The following is a 284-nucleotide window of genomic DNA, read 5'->3' on the forward strand; positions in this document are numbered from 1 at the left end:
GTGGAGTTTCTCCGCATTTTCGATGTATTGCTTCTTGGCATCGTCTTGGGAGATGCCTTTGCGACCGTTCCATGCCTTCCACTTGGCGCTCTCCACAAGACCGCTGGGCTGGGCAATGTTAACATCACCTATGGTAGCCTGCTTGTACAGGGAGTACAGCGCAAGGTTCTCATCGTCACTGGGCTTGGTCTTCCAGTTCCTAACCTTATCGGCGACCTGTTTGAATTGCTCGTCGAGAGACATTTTGTGTTATCTTTTGAGATCAGGAGGTAGGGTAGTTGCAA

Annotated in this window: 1 protein-coding gene; it reads right to left on the reverse strand. The window is 50.4% G+C overall.

What is annotated here, in order from left to right; all coding sequences use genetic code 11:
• Positions 1 to 243: acyl-CoA-binding protein (locus F0L74_RS34470; RefSeq protein WP_149842207.1), on the reverse strand; the 243-nt coding region annotated here is incomplete at its 3' end.
• Positions 244 to 284 lie beyond the last annotated feature (41 nt).

Origin of the sequence: Chitinophaga agrisoli, assembly GCF_008386695.1 — a bacterium.
Taxonomy (GTDB): Bacteria; Bacteroidota; Bacteroidia; order Chitinophagales; family Chitinophagaceae; genus Chitinophaga; species Chitinophaga agrisoli.